Below are 252 nucleotides of genomic sequence, written 5' to 3' on the forward strand. Positions count from 1 at the left end.
GATCGGCATGAGTATCGGGGCAGCCACCCCGATGATGGCCGTTGCACAGTCCATCACGCTCTACGGCCTTGTGGATACCGGCGTTGAATACGTCAATAACGTTGGGGCTACGAAAAGCGGGCTGGTGCGCATGCCGAACCTCACAGGCACCGTGCCGTCGCGGTGGGGCATGCGCGGCAAGGAAGACCTGGGCGGCGGCGTGAGCGCGCTGTTCAACCTGCAGGCCGGTTTCAACCCGAGCAACGGGCGCAT

Annotated in this window: 1 protein-coding gene; it reads left to right on the forward strand. The window is 63.9% G+C overall.

The window, feature by feature from the left end:
• Nucleotides 1–252, forward strand: a 252-nt coding sequence (locus RVY79_RS20790; RefSeq protein ID WP_317466498.1) for a porin, incomplete at both ends; no start/stop codon positions are given.

Origin of the sequence: Chromohalobacter sp. HP20-39 (genome assembly GCF_033052815.1) — a bacterium.
GTDB lineage: Bacteria > Pseudomonadota > Gammaproteobacteria > Pseudomonadales > Halomonadaceae > Chromohalobacter.